This window comes from Terrisporobacter hibernicus (assembly GCF_020809405.1).
Classification (GTDB): Bacteria; Bacillota; Clostridia; order Peptostreptococcales; family Peptostreptococcaceae; genus Terrisporobacter; species Terrisporobacter petrolearius.
On sequence record NZ_CP081135.1, the window covers coordinates 1,484,938 to 1,502,245 of the forward strand.

Sequence of the window (17,308 nt, forward strand, 5' to 3'; positions counted from 1 at the left end):
CATTTACCTTATTATACCATATGATTCAAATACTCCTCTAAAGTAATGTTTCTTTCGTGAATCTCTTTTGCTGCATCTTTACCCACATATCTAATATGCCATGGCTCATAATTATATCCTGTAATATTTTCTTTTCCTTCTAAATAACGTAATATAAAACCAAACCTGTGAGCATTATTTGCTAACCACTGTGCTTCTGGACTTGTTTTGTCAAAACATCTGGCCTCATTTGTTACATCTATTGCTAATCCACTTTGGTGTTCACTTTTGCCTGGCTTAGCCACATATTTATTAGCATAGTTTACACCCTTTGAGCTAATCTCATCATTAAGAACCCTAACCTGACTTTTGTATGATCTATATGCTGAAGATCCTAAAAGAGTTATATTTTCTTCTTTAGCTCCTTGGAATAATTCCTCCAAAGCTTTTGCTGCAGTTTCATCCATTTGTCTAGATTCTTCACTAGTACTACTTAGAAATTTCACATTTGGTTTAACTAAATTTTCCGGCTCATAATCAAGATTTAATGGCTTTTTCTTATTAACTAACATAAGATATTTACTATTCTTTGTACTTGCATTTGCACTATTTTCACTTATGTAAGAATTCTTGTGATTTGATAATCCTGCTAAAGGATTAATTCCTCCTACAAATATTGCTATTCCTAAAATAGCTATAATTCCTACTAATTTGTTTTTTAATTTCATAATATATCATCTCCTTTTCTATTACATAATAAAAAACAAATATTAAGGCCCTAATAAGTAATTCTTAACTTTTGTTAAGATTTACATTCATATACAAAAAAATTAAATATTTATATGTTCGTAACATATGTTACATCATTTATAAAATATTTCAGATATAATTTGATTATATTAATTAAGAAATAGTAAAAATGATTATGTTTTATCTTAAAAGGGTAAATAAAATACACATTTAAAAGGAGATGTACAAATGGAAAATAAAATGTTTTGTTTCCAATGTCAAGAAACGGCAGGATGCACAGGATGTACAAAATTTGGAGTATGTGGTAAATCACCTGATTTATCAAGAATGCAGGATTTATTAATATATACAACAAAAGGATTATCAGAAGTAACAACAAGACTTAGATCGGAAGGTAAAAAAGTAAGCGGAGAGGTTAATCACTTAATAACTATAAACTTATTTACTACAATAACAAATGCTAACTTTGATGATGCAATATTCTATGAAAGAGTTAAGGAAACTTTAATTACTAAAGAATCTTTATTATCTAATTTAAAAAACAAAAATAATTTATCAGAAGCAGCATTATGGAATGCAAGTTCAAATGCTGAAATAGAAACTAAGGTAAATTTATTAAGTAAAATAAAATATGCAGTTCTTGGAAGTGGAAAAAAAGTAACTAATATAGACACAGTATTAGATGAAAAATCAACTAAAGTTGGAGTACTTGCAACTAAGGATGAAGATATAAGAAGTTTAAGAGAACTTATAATCTATGGATTAAAAGGTCTGTCAGCATATATGAAACATGCAAATGCATTAGGGTATGACAATGAAGAAGTAAATGCATTTATGCAAAGTACGTTAGCAAAAACTTTAGATGATAGTTTAACTATTGATGAGTTAATAGCTTTAACTTTAGAAACTGGTAAAGTTGGTGTTGATGGAATGGCACTTTTAGATAGTGCAAATACTGGAACTTACGGACACCCAGAAATAACTAAAGTTAATATAGGTGTAAGAAATAATCCAGGTATACTTGTATCTGGACATGATCTAAAAGACTTAGAATTATTATTAAAGCAAACAGAGGGTTCTGGTGTAGATGTTTATACTCACTCTGAAATGTTGCCAGCTCACTACTATCCAGCATTTAAAAAATATTCTCACTTTGCAGGAAATTACGGAAATGCTTGGTGGAAGCAAAAAGAAGAATTTGAATCTTTCAATGGACCAATATTAATGACTACAAACTGTATAGTACCACCAAAAGATAGCTACAAAGATAGAATATACACTACGGGTGCAGCAGGTTTTGTAGGAGTTAAGCATATAAAAGGAGAAAGTGAAGACAACAAAGACTTCTCTCAAATAATAGAGCAAGCTAAAAAGTGTGCTCCTCCAACAGAAATAGAAAGAGGAGAAATAGTAGGAGGATTTGCTCATAATCAAGTATTTGCTTTAGCTGATGCTGTAGTAGATGCTGTTAAATCTGGAGCAATCAAGAAATTCTTCGTAATGGCAGGATGTGACGGAAGAGCCAAATCAAGAAATTATTACACTGATTTTGCAAAAGCTTTACCAAAGGATACTGTAATATTAACAGCAGGTTGTGCAAAATACAAATACAATAAATTAAATCTTGGAGACATAAATGGAATACCAAGAGTTTTAGATGCTGGTCAATGTAACGACTCTTACTCATTAGCTTTAATAGCCTTAAAATTAAAAGAAGTATTTAAATTACAAGATATAAATGAATTGCCAATAGCTTTCAACATAGCTTGGTATGAGCAAAAAGCTGTAATAGTATTGTTATCATTACTATACTTAGGAGTAAAAAATATACACCTAGGACCAACTCTACCAGCTTTCTTATCACCAAATGTTACTAATGTTTTAGTTGAAAACTTTGGAATTGGTGGAATAACAAATGTTGAAGATGATTTAAAAATGTTTTTAGAGCAATAAAACCCCAATAAAATTATAAAATACTCCCCTTTTCTATACCCCCTTCAGTATAGAGATAAGAACCACCAATGGGTTTTCCATTGGTGGTTCTTTTTTTATTTAACAAGCATTAAAATAACTTCTATTATGATATTTGTTGTCTTTAGTTTTATCTTTTTTAGCTTCTACTAACTCTTCTAATGTTTGCTTATACTTACTGTCATTAGTAACACGAATATGACTTTCTATTAAATAAATATTATTAGTTTTTGGTCTTTTCTTTCTTATACTATTGTCAATAATCGTCTTTGACATTTCAAAACTTTGAAGATGGGTATGACCATTTTCAAATACTTTTTTTGTGTTATATACTATGTAGCCTTTTTTAACCTTTAAAATAATATACTCTTTTCTTTCATAGACCTTTTCTGCTCCTGCTGCTTTATTACACCTACTTGCACTTTTTCCATCACTAGTTTTAATATTACTCCCAATAGAATTAATAACCTTAAGCATAACAACAACACTCCAATTATTTTTAATTTTGAAATATCTTAAGATAATTGTAACTTAATATTTCGCGAAATGTGTTACATTGAGGTTAAATAACCTTACTTTATTTTAAATTATTAATACATAATTCTACAAACTTAACAATTAAAAGTTAATAGGTGACTTAAATAAAAAAGAGAGGATATAATCCTCTCTTTTTTATTTATTCTTATTTTAAATCTTCTTCAATATGGCTTTCTTCTAGCTTAGATACAAGTGCAAAATCTATTTCTCTAAAGTCCACATTTACATTGTCAACTTTTATTCTTACAGTATCACCAATCTTAAATGTTTTGTGAGTTCTCTCACCCATTATTGTGTAAGTTTCTTGATTATAAATATAATAATCATCTCTCATATTAGCAAGTCTTATAAGACCCTCTACTGTATTTTCTAATTCTATAAACATACCAAATGAAGTTACACTTGATACAGTACCGTCAAATTCTTGACCAACTTTGTCAGCCATATAGCATGCTTTGTAGTAGTCGTGAACATCTCTTTCAGCAAGTTCTGCAGCTCTTTCTCTTTCTGAGGATTGAGTAGATGCATATTCAACTATATGAGCTAGTTGTTCTTGTCTCTTATTATTAATTTTATTGTTTAATTGCTCTTTTATTATTCTATGAATTTGTAAGTCTGGGTATCTTCTTATTGGAGAAGTAAAGTGACAGTAGTATTTTGCTGCCAGCCCAAAGTGACCTACGCATTGTGGTGAATATTTGGCTTGTTTCATAGAACGTAGAGCTATTGTACTTATAGATTCTTCTTCCTTAGTTCCTTTTATTTTTTCCACTATTCCTTGGATTTCTTTTGGGTGAACATTTTCTAAGTCACCTTTTATAGTGTATCCAAATGTGGCTATAAACTTCTTAAGGTCTTCCATCTTTTCTGCTGATGGAGTCTCATGAATTCTATAAACAAAAGGTAGCTGTAACCAATAGAAATGCTCTGCCACAGTTTCGTTAGCTATAAGCATGAACTCTTCTATCATTTTGTTTGATATTCTTCTTTCGTAGTGTTTTATATCAGCAACTTCACCATTACCATTTAATATTATTTTGGCTTCTGGGAAATCAAAGTCTATTGCTCCTCTTATTCTTCTTCTTTCCATTAAAATTCTAGCTAATTTTTCAGCTTTTATAAAATCATCCACTTGAGCAGCGAATGTTTTCTTTAATTTTTCATCGTCTTTTTCTAGTATGTCTGATACTTCTGTGTAAGTCATTCTAGCTTTTGAGTTAATAACTGTTTCAGCAATTTCAGAATTAACAACTTTACCATGACTATCAATTTCCATTATACAAGATAAAGTTAACTTATCTTCAAATGGATTTAGTGAACAAACACCGTTTGATAATTGTTTTGGTAACATTGGTATTACTTTATCTACTAAGTAAACAGATGTTGCTCTTTTTAAAGCTTCTTTGTCTAACTTATTCTTTTCTTTTACATAGTGAGTAACATCGGCAATATGTACTCCTAGTTTGTAGTTACCATTTGGCAATACTTCTATAGAAATAGCATCATCTAAGTCTTTAGCATCTTCACCATCTATTGTGAATATGTTAAGATCTCTCAAGTCAACTCTTCTTCCCATTTCATCGCCTAGATCTTGGTCAGCCACATAGTTAGCTTCTTCTATGACTTTTTTAGGGAATTCTTCTGGAAGTCCATGAGCTCTAATTATTGAGTCAATTTCTACTCCTATTTCACCCTTTTGACCAAGTACTTCTATTATTTTACCTTCTGGCTTTCTGTTTTCTTGTGGCCAAACTGTAATTTCACAAACTACTTTGTCGTCATTTTTTGCTCCAGAGAAAACTCTCTTTGGTATAAATATATCTTGGTTAAATTTCTTGTCATCAGGCACAACAAAACCAAAGCTCTTGTTTTCTTGGAATAAACCAACAACTCTAGTTACTTCTCTTTTTATTATTTTAATAACTTTTCCTTCAGCTCTTCTGTCATCTGTAGCAGGTGTTACAACCTCTGCCATAACTCTATCATTGTGAAGTGCTCCATTTATATCGTCTTTTGGAATAAATAAATCTTGTTTAAATTCTTCGTCAGACTCAACAAATCCGAAACCTTTTCTGTGAGAAACAAATTTCCCCACAAATAGTCCCATTTGATTTGGAGACATGATTCTTCCTTTTTTTGTTCTAACTATGTAACCGTCTTCTTCTAATTCATCTAAAAAGTTATAGAACATTGGCATTTCTGCTGGGTGTATATTAAAAATCAGCGCTAATTCTTCCTTTTTAAGAGGATTGTAATGGTTATCACTAATTAGGCCTAGTAATGATTCTTTTAATTTATCTGTCATATAATCCCTCCTATTATATTTATTATATCCATTTTTATTATATTTCTATTATTAATTCCATATTAAATTTGTTATGTTTTTTAATTAAAATAACTCTATAAAAATTTGCCGTCTACTCATTTTATCTAAAATTTTCTAGTTTGTCTAATTTTTGTAATGTTTGCTTTTTTATTACTCTTTCTTTATACTTTTATTATTCTAGAAAAAAGGAGTGACATATGTGAAAAATCTAATTTTATCCTTTAATGTGGTAGCACCATTGTGTTTAGTAATGGCACTTGGTTATTTTCTTAAATACATAAAAATACTTGATAAGAATTCAGTAAAGGTAATGAACAATGCTACATTTAAAGTATTTTTGCCAACTTTATTATTTTATAATATTTATACAACGGACTTAGGTAGTGTTTTTGATCCTAAATTAATGATCTTTGCTGCCATATCTATTATAGTTTTATTTGGAGTTTTATTTTTATTTATACCCATAATTGAAAAAGATAACAGCAAAAGAGGTGTTATGATTCAGGGTATATTTCGTAGTAACTTCGTACTATTTGGAATTCCCGTTGCTACTTCCTTAGTTGGGGAAGGAAAAGTAGGAACAACTGCCCTTCTAATAGGAGTTATAGTTCCTTTGTTTAACTTCTTAGCTGTTGTTTGCTTAGAAACTTTTCGTGGAGGAAGTATTAATATAAAAAAAATTATTCGTGGTATAGTTACAAACCCTCTTATTATAGGTGCTTTTTTAGGCTTATTATTGTTGATTCTTAATATTAAACTTCCAGTATTTATTGTAAGCACTATTAAAGATATATCAAAAATGGCAACACCTTTGTCTTTAACATTACTTGGTGCATCTTTTTCTTTCTCTAATATAAAGAAATATTTAAGAGAAACAATCATAGTTGTTATAGGAAAGCTAATTATTACTCCACTTATTTTTATTTTAATTTCCTATTACTGTGGATTTAGAGGAGTATCCCTTCTATCTCTTATGATTATGTTTGCCTCGCCTACTGCCATATCTAGTTTTCAAATGGCAATTCAAATGGATGGTGACAGTGACTTAGCTAGCCAGATAGTTGTATTTACTTCTGCATTTTCCATTGTAACAGTTTTTTGCTGGATTTTTATTTTAAAAGAGCTGGCTTTGATTTAGTTCAATATAAGTATATGTTTTTACTTACTAAAAAAGCTGATAAATTAAAATAATTTATCAGCTTAAAAATTATCTATCTTAAAACACAGTGAGCAATAAGTCTATCAAATTCTCTCACATCTACACCTTTTTGTAATGTTATTTTTATATGACCTGCTTTTGTCCAAACCTCTACTTCTGCAGTTAAATCAAACAACAATCCTGCTGTCTCTGTTGACCACATATTTATTGATGAATATGGTATAGAATAAATCTCAACTTTCTTGCCTGTTAACCCTTGAACATCTCTTATTATTATTCTTTTGTCTGTAAATGTTGCACTGTCCCTTAAAGTTCTGTAGGCTGTAACTGCCACTTCCCCTGGTGCTAGCACATCTACTATATCTTCTGGTATTCTACATTTTGAAATAAATACCCATTCAAAAATATTATCTATATCAGCCATGATATTCTCCCTTTTTATTATAAATTTAGTATTATATTAATATTATAACAAAAAATTCGCTTCGCTCATATCGCCAACGAGATGCCTTCGCTACCGCTTCAGGCAACTCCGTTGCTCAATAATACATTTTTGCATTTTCTAAATGAGTTTATATAACTTAATTCCAGATCTTATCAACATCGTAAATTCAACTATAATTACCTAACATGCAAAAATGACTATGCTTTTGCATAATCATCTTCTTCATTTAAAAATTAAATTTAATCTTTAACTTTCTGAATATTAAATTTGGCCATTTATTTAATATTATTTGTTTACTATTAATAATGCTAATGCATTTATGAAAAATAGTACTGATACTATCTTAGTTGATTTTAAAAGAAATGCTTGTTTTCCTTTTGGTTTGAAGTAAGCTTGTGAGCCTTCTTCTGAACCGCTAAAATCTGATTTAAAGTTATCTTTGCCCTCTTGTGGCATGATAACTAACATTAAGAATACGGCTAAAACAAGTTGTATCCCCATTAATACATTATTTATCATAATGTAACCTCCTATTTATGATATTAATAAATATTCAACCTTTAGTTTATCATAATATGGTGTATTTTACAACGAATAGACTTGGCATTTATCTATAAGTATTTCAAATATTGTTCATATCCTTCTTCTTTCATTTTTTCTTTTGGAATAAATCTTAAAGATGCAGAATTAATGCAAAATCTAAGTCCTCCCATTTCTTCTGGTCCATCTTCAAATACGTGTCCCATATGAGCTCCACTTTTATTTCCCTTAACTTCTATTCTTTCCATGTTGTGAGAATAATCTTCATAAAAACTTAGTATTCCTTTTCCCAGTGGTTTTGCAAAACTTGGCCATCCACAACCTGACTCAAACTTATCCTTAGATGTAAATAAAGGTTCTCCACTTATAATATCCACATAAACTCCTTCTTCAAAATTATTGTGATATTCATTGTCAAAAGGTGGTTCTGTGGCAGAATTTTGAGTTACTTCATATTGAAGTGGTGTAAGATTTTTCTTTGCCCATATTTTCTTAATATGTTTTGCTCTTCCTGAGCCTTGGTAGTATCTATTATAATGCTCTGGGTTTTTCTTGTAATAATATTGATGATAATCTTCTGCTTCATAAAAAGTTTCTGCTTTTCTAATTTCTGTTGCTATTGGCTTGTTGTATAATCCACTTTGTCCTAATTCCTCCTTAGATTTTTCTGCTTCTTCTCTTTGACTTTCATCATGATAAAAAATCACTGTCTTGTAATGATGTCCCCTATCAGCAAATTGTCCTCCCACTTGAGTAGGATCTATAACACTCCAATATATATCTAATAGTTCTTTATAGCTTATTATTTCATCATCAAATGTAATTTGTATAGCTTCAATATGTCCTGTTAAGTCAGTGCATACATCTTCGTAAGTAGGATTTTGCGTATATCCACCAGTATAACCTGAAATTACAGATTCTACACCTTCATATTCATCAAAAGGTTTTACCATACACCAAAAACATCCTCCTGCAAATGTTGCTAACTTTTTCATAACAATTCTCCTTCCCTGTGAATCTATCTTTATTATTTTTATTCCCTAAATAGTTTGATGTAATCTACAAATTTTCATTTATATTTTATTTATATATTAATAAAATTAGTTAAAAAATAAGCTCATATTGATTAAGTGCAACTTTATCAATATGAGCTTATTATACAATTTATATTCGTTTAATTAATTATGCGTTTTCTACAGTTCTTCTTTGACATTCTTTTTTTACTACGCAAGTTGCATGAGCTCTAGCAACTACTACGCTCTCTTCTAAGAAATCTGCAGCTGAATCACTAATATCACTTCTAGGAGCTATTACTTTTCTAGCTTCCATTTTCATTATTCTTGAAGTATTACCGCATTTTTCTAACTCACCATAAGCTTCTATAAAATCTCCTGCATATACTGGAGCTAAAAATTCTACATTATCGTATGCTCTAAATAAGCCTTCATCGCCATCACATTTTATCATTATTTCTGTTGCTATATCCCCAAATAATTGAACCATTCTAGCCCCATCTACTAAGTTTCCGCCATAATGTGCATCATGAGCAGCCATTCTTAATCTTATTGTTGATGTTATTTTTTCCATTTCAAAGTCCCCCTTAATTTTTTATATTATTTATTTATTATTACTTAGTTTTTTTAAGAGAAATATGTACTTTTTAACTTATTTACTCTAATAAACCAATTTAATAATCCTTAATTATATAAATGCGTATTGTAAGTTATACCAAACTATCTACAGTTTCTTTATCCTTATTTTTGTACTCTTTGATTGCATTTAGTAATTTAGGTAGTATAACTTTTAAATCTCCTACAACTCCTAAATCTGATGTATTAAATATTGCAGACGTATCATTTTTATTTATAGATATTATACAATCAGATTCTTCCATACCTGCAACGTGTTGTATTGCTCCAGATATACCACAAGCTAGATATAAGTTTGGTCTTACAGTTTTGCCTGTTTGTCCTACTTGTCTACTAGACTCTATCCAACCAGCATCAACACACGCTCTAGAAGAAGACACTTCCCCACCTAACTCACTAGCAACTTCTCTAAGTATATTGAATCCTTCTGGTCCACCTATTCCACGACCTCCAGAAACTAAAACTTTTGCTGCTGTTATATCAGTAGCTTTTTTATTTTCTTTTACAACTTCAAGTATTTCTACATTTCTATCTGTATCTGTAAATTCAACATTAAATAATTTTATTTCTCCCTCTTTATCCATATCTATATCAAGTGTAGACATAACACCTGGTCTTATTGTGGCCATTTGTGGTCTATGTTTTTTGCAAACTATAGTAGCCATTATATTCCCACCGAAAGCTGGGCGAGTCATTAATAATAGCTTGGATTCTTCATCTATAGATAAAGATGTACAGTCTGCTGTTAGACCTGTATGAACTCTACCTGCAATTCTTGGTGCAAGATCTCTTCCTATTGAAGTAGCTCCAAACAATACTATTTCTGGTTCTAAATCATTGATAACTTTAGATAAAGCTTTTGTATATGGTTCTGTACTATATTCTTCTAATATAGGATTATCCACTACCACTACCTCATCTGCTCCATGCTTTATTATCATTTCAGCTTTATCAGCTATATTGTGCCCTAATAAAACTCCCACTACTTTTTGATCTAAATCCTTAGCCAGTCTTGTTGATTCTCCAATAAGTTCATATCCAACCTTTTGAATTTTTCCATCTCTTTGTTCTATGAATACATAAATATTTTTACTCATATTACTCTCCTCCTATTATTTATAAAACGTGCTTTTCTACTAATTTTTCCATTATTGCTGTAACAGCTTCATCTGCTGATTTATTAACTATTACACCCGGTTGTTTTGATGGCTTAGTAAAAGATTTATAAACATTAGTTGGAGATCCTGTTAATCCTATATTATCAGGATTGAAATTTTCTTTAAGCTCTTCAAATCCTAAGACTTTTATTTGCTTTTCATGAGCTTCTACTATTCCTCTAACTGACATATATCTAGGTTTAGTAGTTTCAGCTAATGTAGTTATTAAACAAGGAGTTGAAACTCTTATCATATGATATCTATCTTCAAACTGTCTTTTTATTATTAATTTTCCTTCTTCTTGTTTTACCTCTTCAGCATATGTTACTTGAGGTATTTGTAATTGTTCAGCAATTTGAGGTCCAACTTGAGCTGTATCCCCATCTATAGCTTGGCGACCAGTTATTATTAAGTCATAATCTATGGACTTAAGTCCTGCAGCTATTATAGTTGCTGTTGCAAAGGTATCAGATCCACCAAATTTTCTATCTGATAATAATACTGCATCATCACATCCCATAGCCAAAGCTTCTCTTAATGCTACTTCTGCTTGTGGAGGTCCCATACAAACAACTGTAACTGTTGCATCTAAACTTTCTTTTAATCTTAATGCAGTTTCTATACCAGCCTTATCATCTGGATTTATTATACTTGGAACTCCATCTCTTATAAGAGTATTTGTTTTTTGATCTAATTTTACTTCTGTTGTATCTGGAACTTGTTTTATACATACAACAATTTTCATTGCAAAACTCCCCCTTTTATCCCTATATGCTATTTATTTTATTTTCATTGAACCAGAAATTATCATTTTCATAGCTTCTGATGTACCTTCGTATATTTCTGTTATCTTAGCATCTCTTAAAGCTCTCTCTACTGGATATTCTCTAGAATAACCGTATCCTCCAAATAGTTGAACACAATCTCTGGCTACATCATTTGCTACTCCTGAAGCATATAGTTTACACATTGCAGCAAGAGGAGCATAATTTTCCTTATTATCTTTTGCCACAGCAGCTCTCCACACCATTAACCTTGCAGCATCAACCTTTGTTTGTAATTCAGCAAGTTTGAATTGTGTGTTTTGGAATTGTGATATTCTTTGATTAAATTGCTTTCTTTCTTTTACATATTTTACAGTTTCATTTATACATCCTTGAGCTATACCAACAGCTTGGGCACCTATTCCTATACGCCCTCCACCAAGGGCAGTCATAGCTATCTTGTATCCTTGACCTTCTTTACCTAATAAATTCTCTTTAGGGACACGAACATTTTCTATAGCAACTTCACAGTTTGAAGCAGCTCTTATTCCCATACGAGGTATATTTTTTCCTATTGAAAGCCCTTTTGAATTTCTATCTACTATAAATGCAGACATTCCTTTAGGTCCTTTAGATTTATCTGTTAAGGCAAATATTACAAAAGTATCAGCAAAACCAGAATTTGTAGTAAATATTTTTGAACCACTAAGTACATATTCATCTCCATCTAAAACTGCTTCTGTTTGAACTCCAGATGCATCAGTTCCTGCATTGGGTTCTGTAAGACCAAAGCACCCGATCTTACTTCCATCAACTAATGGTCTTAAATGCTTTTGTTTTTGCTCTTCTGAGCCAAATTCATTTATACATGCACAAGCCAGAGATGTATGAACAGATATTGTTATCCCTGTACTTGCATCTATTTTTGAAACTTCTTCCATGCATAGTGCATAAGTTAAAACATCTGATCCTTGTCCTCCATACTCACGAGAGTAAGGAATTCCAAACATACCAGCTTTTTGTAGTTTTTTAATTAATTCTTGAGAATACTCTTCTGCTTCGTCCATATCTCTAGCTATTGGTCTAATTTCATTCTCTGAAAATCTGTAAAACAATTCCTTTTGTAGCAATTGTTCTTTTGTTAATTTAAAACCCTCCATAGATACTCCTCCTAATAAACAATCTTTCTATTAACTTATTTATATTTAAATCTCAACTCCCAAGTTGTTTACAGTGAATCTTCCATAAGATACACTCTCTATAAGAAAAGAAGTGAGAAATTAAATCCTTAATGTAACCGTTTACATTTTAAAAATATTAGTTTCTATGCTTTCATATAAATCAATATAGTAATATATATTTTGATAATTTATTATGGTAACTCTATTTTGTTTTAATAGTTTTGGTTTTATTTTGTGGGTGTTTTTAATGAATATTAAAAGTTATGTATTTTTAGATTTGGTATTATGAATTTTTATAGATATATATTTGTTTTATTTATAATATTTTATTTTTTTAAAAATCTTTATTTATATTTCTAATTATAGTAACCTGTTTTATTATTGTCAATCTATTTTGTATTATTTTTTTATATTAAATAATAATTAATTATATGTATTTTTTTTTATGTATATTTTCATGTTTATATCTGTTATTTTGCATTATTTTGCATATTATTAATTGGGTTTTCATGTAAAGTAGAGGGTTATATTTGACTATGTATTTTATTTTATTCATAAGTACTAGGTTTTATTCTAAATATTATTTAGTTTTATATCCACAGGATTTACGTATTTTAAGTTTAGTTTTTAATAAAATTTCTTTAGGAACACATTCTTTTGTATTTCCACTTTCGATAAGCTCCAATAAAAGCTTCGCACCCTCTATACCTTGCCTATATAAAGGATTTTCTACTGTAGTAAGCTTAGATTCCATCATTTTGATAATATTAATATTATCAAATCCAACAATTGCAATATCTTCTGGTACTCTTATTCCTTCATCCCTTAGGGCTGCCATAACTCCCATTGCTATTACATCATCTGTAGCAAATATAGCTCGCGGTAATTTATCTAATTTTAATAATTTTTTAGCCTGAATATATCCATTTTCCATAGAAATTTTAGATGAAATTATATACTTTTTATCAATTGATATTCCAGCTGATTCTAGTATTTCTTCATATCCTTTTAACCTTAATTGGTTTTCTATTTTACTAATAGGTCCGTTAATAATTGCCACACTTCTATACCCCATACCAACTAAATGTTTTATAGCATTATGAGTTGCTTCTCTATAGTCTATTTTAACTGTATCTATTTCAGAACCTGCATTACTTTCCCCTATAGATACTATAGGAATGCCTTTTTGTCTAATGGAAATTAGTTTTTCTTTTTCCAGAGCTGTTGAAAGTACAATCAATCCGTCTACACTTCTTTTTAACAGATTATCAATAGAGTCACTTTCTTGTTTTGAATCACCATCTCCATTACACATAAGCGTAATATATCCATGTTTATATACTATTTCTTCTATTCCTTTAACTATCTCCATGTAGCTTGGATTTAGTATATCTGGAACAATTAAACCTATGGTATCTCCTTTTCCTAAGTTCATTCCCCTTGCAAACCAATTAGGCGTATATTGATATTCTTCAATAATAGCCTGTACTTTTTCTAGTGTAGCTGGCGCTACTGTTTCTGGATGATTTTGTACTCTAGATACTGTAGCAACAGAAACCCCAGCTTTTTGGGCAATTTGGCGTATATCCATATTTACAACCTCCATACATAATCTTCTTCTTACTTTCATATTCCATTCTATATTTTTCATATATTTCCTTTTATTTTTATAAATAATATTTTTTATATATTCTAACTCCAATCCTATTACCTGCCACATCTATCATAGTCATAGCTTTTAAAGGTATGCACAATTTTGATACCCCCCTGAAAAAAAAGAGCCTTAGAAAAATTTCTAAGGCTCTCATATATTTAATTAATTTTTTTATCTAAGACAAATTTATCAACTTATAGATTTTAGCATCTCTTTGATTAAACTGTTTCTACTTTTATTAAGTTAGTTGTTCCACTTACTCCTCTTGCAACACCAGCAGTTACAACAACTAAATCTTCTTTATTGATATACTTAGCATTTTTAGCAGATACTATAGCATTTTCTATAACCTCATCTGTAGTTTTTGATGATGATCTTATTAATGGCATTACACCCCAAGATAATGAAAGTTGTCTCATAACTCTATCATGACTTGTTGTAGCAACTATTTGGCAATCTGGTCTGAACTTAGATACCATTCTAGCTGTGTGACCAGAAGATGTTGAAGTAAGAATTGCTTTTGCGTCTAAATTCATAGCAGTTGTACAAGTTGCATAACTTATAGCATCTGCCACATTTTTAGCTTTGTTAGCTTTGCACATTAAAAGTTCATTATAGTTTATACTTTCTTCTGTTCTTTTAGCTATTTGAGCCATTGTTTTTACTGCTTCTACTGGATATTTACCTGCTGCAGTTTCTCCTGATAACATTATTGCATCTGTTCCATCGTAGATAGCATTGGCAACGTCTGTAACTTCTGCTCTAGTTGGTCTTGGATTTCTTATCATAGAATCAAGCATTTGAGTAGCTGTTATAACTGGCTTTCCTGCATCGTTACATTTTTTAATCATTAGTTTTTGAACAATTGGTATCTCTTGTGTTGGTATTTCCACACCTAGATCTCCTCTAGCTACCATTATTCCGTCAGATATGGCTATGATTTCATCTAGATTATCAACACCTTCTTGATTTTCTATTTTAGATATTATCTTTATATCAGTTGCATTCTTTTCTTCTAATATTTCTCTTATTGCTAAAATATCAGAAACCTTTCTTACAAAAGATGCTGCTATGAAGTCTATTCCTTGTTCTATACCAAACTCTATATCACTTCTATCTTTTTCAGTTATAGCCGGTAAATTTACTTTAACTCCTGGTACGTTAACACCTTTGTGATTTTTAACTATTCCTGAGTTTTGTACTTCACAAACTATATCATCACCTTTTATTTCTTTAACAGTAAGTCCTACTAAACCATCATCGATTAATATAGTGTTTCCTGGTTTAACATCATGAACTAATCCTTTGTAACTTACTGTACATATTTCTTTATTTCCCATAACATCTTTCATTGTTATTGTGAAAGTTTGCCCTTCTTCAAGAAGAACTTCTGGGTCTGCAAAGTTTCCTGTTCTTATTTCTGGTCCTTTAGTATCTAAAAGTATGGCAGTAGGTTGTCCTAACTCTTCTCTAACTTTTTTAACTAAATCCATTCTCACTTTATGCTCTTCATGAGAACCATGAGAGAAGTTCATTCTACATACATTTAATCCGTTGTTTATAAGATCTCTTAATATTTCCTCAGTTTCACTAGCTGGTCCTAATGTACAAACGATTTTAGTTCTTTTTGTCTTATTCATAATAGTTCCTCTCCATATCTTATAGATTTCATCAATCTATCATTTTGTCTTATATTTTCAATTCACCTTCGATAAAAATACGTTTTCCCATATATATTCTCTTATACACATGATTTGTATACAATGTGCAACTTTTTTATTATATTAGGTTAAAAAAATCCCAGCCATACAGTAATTAGTACCGCAAGTGGCCAGGATTTTTAATTATATTAATCTCTTTATTTTATAACCTATTTCTTTAAGTTGTAGAAAGAGTTTAATCCACAGTATCTAGCGCAGTCCCCAACCATTTCTTCTATTCTTAATAATTGGTTGTACTTAGCAACTCTATCAGTTCTTGATGGAGCACCAGTTTTTATTTGTCCTGCATTTACAGCTACAGCTAAGTCAGCTATAGTAGTATCTTCAGTTTCTCCTGATCTATGAGATATTACTGCAGTGTATCCAGCTCTTTTAGCCATTTCTATAGCATCTAAAGTTTCAGTTATAGTACCTATTTGGTTAACTTTTATTAGTATAGAGTTAGCAACACCAGCTTCTATACCTCTTTCAAGTCTTTCAGTGTTAGTAACGAATAAGTCGTCTCCAACTAATTGTAATTTGTTTCCTAATCTTTCAGTAAGAACTTTCCATCCATCCCAATCTTCTTCGTCAAGACCGTCTTCTATAGTTATTATTGGGAAGTTGTTAGCCCAATCTTCGTATAATTCAACCATTTGCTCAGCTGTTAATTCTTTTCCTTCTCCAGCTAAAACATATTTTTTAGTTTCTTTGTTGTACATTTCTGTAGCAGCTACGTCTAATCCTAACATAACGTCTTTTCCTGGCTCGTATCCAGCTTTAGCTATAGCATCAACTATTAATTCTAATGCTTCTCTGTTTGATCCTAAGTTTGGAGCGAATCCACCTTCGTCACCTACACCACAAGCAAGTCCCTTTTCTCCAAGAACTTTCTTTAATGAATGGAATACTTCTGCACCCATTCTTAAACCTTCTTTAAATGAAGGAGCACCAACTGGTAATATCATGAATTCTTGAACGTCAACGTTGTTATCAGCATGTTCTCCACCGTTTAATATGTTCATCATTGGAACTGGTAATTGCTTAGCGTTTACTCCACCTATGTATTGGAATAATGGTAATCCTAATTCTTCAGCAGATGCTCTAGCAACAGCCATAGATACACCAAGTATAGCGTTAGCTCCTAATTTACCTTTGTTGTGAGTTCCGTCTAATTCTATTAATAATGCATCAACACCTGGTTGATCAGTTGACTCCATTCCTTCTAATTCTTCAGCTATTATGTTGTTTACGTTATCAACAGCAGTTTGAGTTCCTTTTCCTAAGTATCTTCCTTTGTCACCGTCTCTTAATTCAACAGCTTCGAAAGCTCCTGTAGATGCTCCAGATGGAACTATAGCTCTACCTTCTGCACCTGATTCTAAAACTACTTCAACTTCTACAGTTGGATTTCCTCTTGAGTCTAGGACTTCTCTTGCGTATACTGATTCTATTACTGACATGGTATTTCTCCCTTCGATTTAAATAATTTATTT

General features: G+C 30.8%; 14 protein-coding genes and 1 pseudogene. 2 read left to right on the top strand and 13 right to left on the bottom strand.

Annotated elements, in window-relative coordinates:
• Positions 1–11: 11 nt before the first annotated feature.
• Complete coding sequence (locus JW646_RS07145) at positions 12–707, bottom strand: M15 family metallopeptidase (protein ID WP_228417074.1); 696 nt, start codon at positions 705–707, stop codon at positions 12–14.
• 250 nt (positions 708–957) lie between these two features.
• Between JW646_RS07145 and hcp the strand changes: the two genes are divergently transcribed.
• A complete protein-coding gene (gene hcp / locus JW646_RS07150; protein ID WP_228417076.1) occupies positions 958–2,682 on the top strand; it encodes a hydroxylamine reductase in 1,725 nt (574 codons plus the stop codon).
• A 99-nt stretch (positions 2,683–2,781) separates the two neighbouring features.
• On the opposite strand, the gene JW646_RS07155 is transcribed toward hcp, so the two are convergent.
• Positions 2,782–3,177, bottom strand: a complete 396-nt coding sequence (locus JW646_RS07155) for a hypothetical protein (RefSeq protein ID WP_228417078.1) — start codon at positions 3,175–3,177, stop codon at positions 2,782–2,784.
• Positions 3,178–3,382: 205 nt separating this feature from the next.
• Positions 3,383–5,542, bottom strand: a complete 2,160-nt coding sequence (gene rnr, locus JW646_RS07160; RefSeq protein WP_228417080.1) for a ribonuclease R — start codon at positions 5,540–5,542, stop codon at positions 3,383–3,385.
• Positions 5,543–5,762: 220 nt separating this feature from the next.
• Between rnr and JW646_RS07165 the strand changes: the two genes are divergently transcribed.
• Entirely contained in the window at positions 5,763–6,701 is a 939-nt protein-coding gene (locus tag JW646_RS07165; RefSeq protein WP_148557106.1) for an AEC family transporter, read from the top strand.
• Between the two features lie 73 nt (positions 6,702–6,774).
• Here JW646_RS07165 and JW646_RS07170 read toward each other — a convergent pair whose 3' ends face one another.
• The 10 genes and pseudogenes from JW646_RS07170 to eno form a co-directional block, all read right to left on the bottom strand.
• Positions 6,775–7,146 carry a PH domain-containing protein gene (locus tag JW646_RS07170; RefSeq protein WP_074919517.1) on the bottom strand — a complete coding sequence of 124 codons (372 nt, stop codon included), beginning with the start codon at positions 7,144–7,146 and terminating at the stop codon, positions 6,775–6,777.
• Between the two features lie 306 nt (positions 7,147–7,452).
• Positions 7,453–7,686 carry a preprotein translocase subunit SecG gene (gene secG / locus JW646_RS07175; RefSeq protein ID WP_083399417.1) on the bottom strand — a complete coding sequence of 78 codons (234 nt, stop codon included), beginning with the start codon at positions 7,684–7,686 and terminating at the stop codon, positions 7,453–7,455.
• A 92-nt stretch (positions 7,687–7,778) separates the two neighbouring features.
• Entirely contained in the window at positions 7,779–8,702 is a 924-nt protein-coding gene (gene msrA / locus JW646_RS07180) for a peptide-methionine (S)-S-oxide reductase MsrA (RefSeq protein ID WP_228417082.1), read from the bottom strand.
• 187 nt (positions 8,703–8,889) lie between these two features.
• Positions 8,890–9,294: a 3-aminobutyryl-CoA ammonia lyase gene (gene kal / locus JW646_RS07185; RefSeq protein ID WP_018591742.1), complete on the bottom strand. Its 405-nt coding sequence runs from the start codon at positions 9,292–9,294 to the stop codon at positions 8,890–8,892.
• A gap of 136 nt (positions 9,295–9,430) precedes the next feature.
• Complete coding sequence (locus tag JW646_RS07190; protein ID WP_148557102.1) at positions 9,431–10,453, bottom strand: electron transfer flavoprotein subunit alpha/FixB family protein; 1,023 nt, start codon at positions 10,451–10,453, stop codon at positions 9,431–9,433.
• A 19-nt stretch (positions 10,454–10,472) separates the two neighbouring features.
• Positions 10,473–11,258: an electron transfer flavoprotein subunit beta/FixA family protein gene (locus JW646_RS07195; protein WP_074919521.1), complete on the bottom strand. Its 786-nt coding sequence runs from the start codon at positions 11,256–11,258 to the stop codon at positions 10,473–10,475.
• A gap of 33 nt (positions 11,259–11,291) precedes the next feature.
• Entirely contained in the window at positions 11,292–12,437 is a 1,146-nt protein-coding gene (locus tag JW646_RS07200) for an acyl-CoA dehydrogenase family protein (protein WP_228417083.1), read from the bottom strand.
• A 601-nt stretch (positions 12,438–13,038) separates the two neighbouring features.
• The gene (locus JW646_RS07205; RefSeq protein ID WP_228417085.1) at positions 13,039–14,109 is read right to left on the bottom strand and encodes a LacI family DNA-binding transcriptional regulator; all 1,071 of its coding nucleotides are present in this window, start codon (positions 14,107–14,109) and stop codon (positions 13,039–13,041) included.
• 224 nt (positions 14,110–14,333) lie between these two features.
• Positions 14,334–15,755: pseudogene (gene pyk / locus JW646_RS07210) on the bottom strand (pyruvate kinase); the annotation flags it as partial.
• 227 nt (positions 15,756–15,982) lie between these two features.
• Positions 15,983–17,275, bottom strand: a complete 1,293-nt coding sequence (eno, locus tag JW646_RS07215; protein WP_018591748.1) for a phosphopyruvate hydratase — start codon at positions 17,273–17,275, stop codon at positions 15,983–15,985.
• Between the last annotated feature and the right edge of the window lie 33 nt (positions 17,276–17,308).

Bases quoted from the DNA above. Each gene is read 5' to 3' on its own strand.
- JW646_RS07145 (WP_228417074.1), bottom strand. From the start codon at position 707: ATGAAATTAAAAAACAAATTAGTAGGAATTATAGCTATTTTAGGAATA.
- hcp (WP_228417076.1), top strand. From the start codon at position 958: ATGGAAAATAAAATGTTTTGTTTCCAATGTCAAGAAACGGCAGGATGC.
- JW646_RS07155 (WP_228417078.1), bottom strand. From the start codon at position 3,177: ATGCTTAAGGTTATTAATTCTATTGGGAGTAATATTAAAACTAGTGAT.
- rnr (WP_228417080.1), bottom strand. From the start codon at position 5,542: ATGACAGATAAATTAAAAGAATCATTACTAGGCCTAATTAGTGATAAC.
- JW646_RS07170 (WP_074919517.1), bottom strand. From the start codon at position 7,146: ATGGCTGATATAGATAATATTTTTGAATGGGTATTTATTTCAAAATGT.
- secG (WP_083399417.1), bottom strand. From the start codon at position 7,686: ATGATAAATAATGTATTAATGGGGATACAACTTGTTTTAGCCGTATTC.
- msrA (WP_228417082.1), bottom strand. From the start codon at position 8,702: ATGAAAAAGTTAGCAACATTTGCAGGAGGATGTTTTTGGTGTATGGTA.
- kal (WP_018591742.1), bottom strand. From the start codon at position 9,294: ATGGAAAAAATAACATCAACAATAAGATTAAGAATGGCTGCTCATGAT.
- JW646_RS07190 (WP_148557102.1), bottom strand. From the start codon at position 10,453: ATGAGTAAAAATATTTATGTATTCATAGAACAAAGAGATGGAAAAATT.
- JW646_RS07195 (WP_074919521.1), bottom strand. From the start codon at position 11,258: ATGAAAATTGTTGTATGTATAAAACAAGTTCCAGATACAACAGAAGTA.
- JW646_RS07200 (WP_228417083.1), bottom strand. From the start codon at position 12,437: ATGGAGGGTTTTAAATTAACAAAAGAACAATTGCTACAAAAGGAATTG.
- JW646_RS07205 (WP_228417085.1), bottom strand. From the start codon at position 14,109: ATGAAAAATATAGAATGGAATATGAAAGTAAGAAGAAGATTATGTATG.
- eno (WP_018591748.1), bottom strand. From the start codon at position 17,275: ATGTCAGTAATAGAATCAGTATACGCAAGAGAAGTCCTAGACTCAAGA.